1 protein-coding gene is annotated in these 5,557 nt (G+C 54.5%); it reads right to left on the reverse strand.

Annotated elements, in window-relative coordinates; translation table 11 throughout:
* Positions 1–5,265 (reverse strand): beta strand repeat-containing protein (locus OB13_RS16385; protein WP_461491255.1); only part of this gene is annotated, 5,265 nt, incomplete at its 3' end.
* Between the last annotated feature and the right edge of the window lie 292 nt (positions 5,266–5,557).

The following is a 5,557-nucleotide window of genomic DNA, read 5'->3' on the forward strand; positions in this document are numbered from 1 at the left end:
GGTCGTAGCAGCCAGATCGGTTGGACCGGCGATGTTGTCCACAGTTACTTCTTTCGTGAAGATACAGCCATTGGCATCTTTCACGGTGATCGTGTAAGTGCCAGCAAGTACTGCCCCGAAAGTGGCGCCGCTTTGGAAAGTGGTACCGTTCAGGGAATAGGTATAGGGAGCCGTGCCACCGGTCACTGCGTTCACGGTGATGGTGCCATTACGGCTACCGCAGGTAGAGGAAGTGCTGGCGAGCGTCAGGCCGGTTGGTCCCGCGATATCCGTTACTTCAACGGATTGAGTAGCCACACAACCGTTGGCGTCTTTTACGGAGATGCTATAAGTGCCTGCTGCCAGTGCGGTAAACGTGTTGCTGTTTTGGAAAGGAGCTGCGTCTATACTATAAGTAAAAGGAGCTGTTCCGCCGATTACGCTACTTACTGTTATCAGCCCGTTGCTGTTACCGCAGGTAGTCGACTGCGGCGTTGCAGCGAAGGCAGGTCCGGCCACATCCGTTACCGAGAACTCCCTGGCATACACGCAGCCATTGGCATCTTTCACCGTGATGGTGTGATCACCGGCTGTCAGACCAGTGAAAGTAGCGGAAGCCTGAAAGTTCGCCCCATCCTTACTATAAGTATAAGGAGCTGTTCCACCGGTCACATTCGTTATGATCAGCGATCCGCTGGGGTTGCCACAAGTCGAGGCAGTAGCGGAAGCCACCAGCGCAGACGGACCCGCAATGTTTGTCACAGTCACCTGGCGCGACACAACACAGCCTTTGGCATCCTTCACGGTGATGGTGTGCGTACCGGCCAGGAAACCGGTGAGGGTAGTGGATGTCTGGAAGGTTACGCCGTCCTGGCTGTAGGTATAAGGTGCAAACCCGCCTGTTACGGTTCCCACTGTGATCGTACCGTTGGCAGCGCCGCAGGTAGAGGCTTCTGTTGTGCTGGCAAAAGTTGTCGGGATGTTCTTGCTCACCGTGACCGACCTGGTTACGATACAGCCGTTCGCATCTTTTGCTGTCACGGTATAGGTACCCGAAGCCAGCCCTGAGAATAGAGTGCCTGCCTGGAAAGTAGAGCCGTTGATGGAATAGGTATAGGAAGCGGTGCCGCCTGTTACCGCTCCGACGGTGATCGAGCCGTCGTTATTGGCGCAACTGGCCGCTTGCGTCGTGGCCGCTACCGCCGTAGGACCAGCGATATTGGTAATCGTGAAGGCTTTGGCAAAGGTACAGCCATTGGCATCTTTCACCGTGATGGTGTGTGCACCAGCTGCCAGCCCTGTGAAAGTAGCCAAATTCTGGAAGTTCACCCCGTCTTTGCTGTAGGTATAGCCCGAAGTTCCGCCCGTTACACCTGTTATTGTCAACTCGCCGTTGCTGGCGCCGCAGGTGGTGGAGGTTGCGTTGGCCGCAAAGTCTGTTGGGCCAGGGGTATTGGTCAATTCTATTTGCTTGGCAAACGTACAGCCGTTGGCATCTTTTACGGTGATGGTATAAGTGCCTGCTGCCAGTGCCGTGAAAGTGCTGCTATTCTGGAAAGTCGTGCCGTTTCTGCTGTAGGTATAGGAGGCCGTGCCACCCGTTACCGCTCCGACGGTGATGGTGCCGTTGGGGTTGCCGCAGGTAGAGGACTTGGTGGTCAGCGCAAAGTCAGTCGGACCGGCTACATCATCTAGTACCACTGTTTTGGCGAAGATACAGCCATTGGCATCCTTCACCGTGATGGTATAGGTACCCGCTATCAGCGCTGCGAAGGTATCCGAAGTCTGGAAGTTCGTGCCGTCCTTGCTGTAGGTATAGGAAGCGGTGCCTCCGGTAACTGCTGTCACCCGGATGCTGCCGTTGTTACGCCCGCAGCTCGTAGTCTGAGCGGCTACTGTAAAGTTGCTCGGACCCGCAATATCCGGCACGACCACAGCTTCAGTGTACGTACAGCCGTTGGCGTCTTTCACGGTTACCTGGTAAGTGCCTGCGTTCAGTGCGCTGAAAGTAGAAGAAGTCTGGAAGTTGGTATTGTCAATGCTGTAGATATAGGCGGAGGTACCTCCGGTTACGGCACTGATGGTAAACTGCCCGTTAGTGGCGCCACAGGTGGAGGCTTTCACCGTTGCCGTCAGGTCAGTTGGTCCGGCGATGTTGCTGACGGTTATTTTCTTAGAGAAAGTACAGCCATTGGCATCCTTCACGGTCACCGTATACTCCCGGGCCGGCAACGATCCGAAAGTAGTAGCGCTCTGGAAGTTGGTGCCATCCAGGGAATAGGTATAGGAAGCGGTTCCGCCTGTTGTTCCATTCACCCGGATGCTGCCGTTGCTGGCGCCGCAGGTACTCGAAGTGCTTGCCAGGCTGAGGTTGGTTGGGCCCGCGATGTTGGTCACCCCCACCGAAGCCGTTTGCAGACAGCCATTGGCATCTCTTACGGTAATGGTATAGCTCCCTGCTGCCAGGTTATTGAAAACAGCTGCGTCCTGGAAGTTCGTACCATCCTTGCTATACCTGAATGGTGCCGTGCCACCGGATACCGTAGCTGTGATCTGGCCATTGCTGCTGCCGCAGGTAGAAGACTGCGCTGCCACAGTGAGGCCCGGGCCGGCAATGTTCTGAATTGTTACTGATTTTGTATAAACGCAGCCATTGGCATCTTTCACCCTTACCTGGTAGTCGCCGGCTGGCAGCGCAGTGAAGGTTTTGGATGTCTGGTAATTGGTGCCATCAATGGAATAGGTATAGGTAGACGTACCACCGGTTACGGCTCCCACAGTAATGGTACCGTTGGGGTTGCCGCAAGTAGAAGACGCTGCCGTAACTGCAAGGTCAGATGGACCGGCAATGTTTGTCACGGTCACCTGCTTGGCAAAAGTACAGCCTCTGGCATCTTTCACCGTAATGGTATGCGGGCCAGCCGCAAAGCCGGTCAGCGTAGCCGAAGTCTGGAACGTCGTGCCGTTCTTGCTGTAGGAATAGGGAGCCGTTCCGCCCACTACATTGCTCACCGTCACGGTGCCGTTGGGGTTGCCGCAGGTAGAAGCAGCAGGCGTGGCCGTGAAGTCGGTCGGCATCACTTTCGTTACCGTCACTGAAGTAGTGATGATACAACCGTTGGCATCTTTAGCCGTCAGGGTATAGGTTCCCGAAGCCAGCCCGGAGAAGGTAGTTCCCGCCTGGAAAGTCGTGCCGTTGATGGAATAGGTATAGCCGGCTGTTCCGCCTGTGACCGCTCCTGCCGTAATGGTGCCGTCGTTATCGGCGCAGCTGGCCGGCAGTGTCGAAGCTGCCACCGCTGTAGGACCCGCGATGTTGGTGAGGGTGAAAGCTTTCGTGAATGTACAGCCTTTGGCGTCTTTCACGGTAAAGGTATGTGAGCCGGCAGCCAGGCCAGTGAATGTACCCGACGGCTGGAAGTTCACCCCGTCTTTGCTGTAGGAATAGCCCGAAGTTCCGCCCACCGCTGCAACCGTGATCTCGCCGTTGGGGTTACCGCAGGTAGAGGACTTAAGCGTAGCTGTCAGATTAGTCGGGCCGGCAATATTCGTTACCACCACCTGCTTCTCGACAATACAGTTCCTGGCATCCTTTACCCGGATGAGGTGGGTGCCGGAAGCCAGACCGGTAAAGCTGTTATCTGTCTGGTAGGTACCGCCGTTTCTGCTGTAGGTATACGGAGCGGTTCCACCGGCTACGGTTCCCACTGTGATCGTACCATTGGGGTTGCCGCAGGTAGAAGCAGCAGCCGTGGCCGTGAAGTCGGTCGGCATCACTTTCGTTACCGTCACTGAAGTAGTGATGATACAACCGTTGGCATCTTTAGCCGTCAGGGTATAGGTTCCCGAAGCCAGCCCGGAGAAGGTAGTTCCCGCCTGGAAAGTCGTGCCGTTGATGGAATAGGTATAGCCGGCTGTTCCGCCTGTGACCGCTCCTGCCGTAATGGTGCCGTCGTTATCGGCGCAGCTGGCAGGCAGAGCCGAAGCCGCTACCGCCGTAGGACCTGGAATATCGGTGAGGGTAAAAGATTTGGAAACAATACAGCCATTCGCATCTTTCACCCGGATCGAATAAGCACCCGGTGCCAGGTTGGCGAAGGAAGTAGTGGTCTGATAGGTTGTTCCGTCTTTGCTATAACTATAAGGAGCAGTACCGCCTGTCACCACACCTACGGTGACGGTACCATTGCTGGCACCACAGGTTGGATTCTTGGTACTTGCCGCAAAATCAGAAGGCCCGGTTACTTCCGTCACCGTAAATGATTTGACGACAGCACATCCTTTGCCATCGTTGACGGTAACAGTATAGGTACCGGCAGGTTTGTTGCTGATGGTGGCAGTGGTTTCGCCGCTACTCCAGCGATACCTGACCGTTCCCTGGCCGCCTGTTACGTTCGCGGTGATCGTACCCAGCGTGCCGTTGCAGATGACAGGCGTGCCGGTCAGGTTCACGTTCATGGAGTAAAAGGTGATCAGCACGTCATCCTTTACAGGATTACAGGAGCCGTTGCCCGTTGAGGTCAGTGTGAGGCGAACGGAACCGGCATTTATATCAGCAGCAGATGGCGTATAAATTGCATTCAGCGCGGTGTTGTTCGAAAATGTTCCCGATCCCCCACTCCAGATCCCACCAGTAGCCGCCGTAACGGTGCCGGCCAGTTGCGCGGTGCCCTGCGCGCAAACAAGTTGATCCGGCCCGGCATTGGCCGTGAGGTTGTTCACTACATTAACAGTGGCTGAGAACTCTTTACAGTTGAATGAATTTTTCGGTACAGCCGCAAACTTATAAGTGCCAATAGAAGTAGCGGTGTAGCTTATAGTATTGGACACCACACTGCCGCCCGGTCCATACCAAAAGTAGTCAAAACCGGCAGCCTGATCCCCACCCGTTACATTCCCTGTAAGCAGCACCCCGCTCCCGCCGGGGCAAATAATGGCGGGATTAGGGCCAACCGTGACGACAGGTTCAGGGTAGAAGTATACCCTTACTTCATCAGAATAAGGTATGTTAGTACACTCTGAAGCATTGGAATTACCGCTCACTATATAATCCACATAAGCTGGTGCAGTTGCGTCCGGTGTTACAGTTGGGTTAGTTGCGTAGCGGTCACTCAAAAATCTTTCATACCCCTGATTCGATTTATCTGTCCAGGTAACAGTACCAGCCAGAAAAGAAGCAGGAGCGTTAAGTATAGCAGCGCAGCCCATTGTAACGGAAGCATCGGGCATTGGATTGAATGCGGCAGTCGATATCAACTTATATTCATGTCCTGCCTGACCTGGCATACACAGCGTGATAATATGTGGGCCAACTCCTTCTGCACAAATAGGTTGCCCAATTGTTGCTACTCGCCCATTACATGCATCGCTACCATTGTTCAGGCGATACGTCATAGAACCGTCTGGCTTCGGGCCTGCCACAATGGCCAGTGCTAAACCACCTGAGTTGGGATGCAACTTAACTCGGAACTGAATACAGTTCTCTTGTTTACTAGCTCCACAAAGCTGCCCTTGTCTGCTTACATCCTGGGTGTCATACCTAGAGTCCCAAACAGCATTAGGATCTCCAGATAAGTCT

It is taken from the genome of Pontibacter sp. HJ8 (assembly GCF_054824225.1).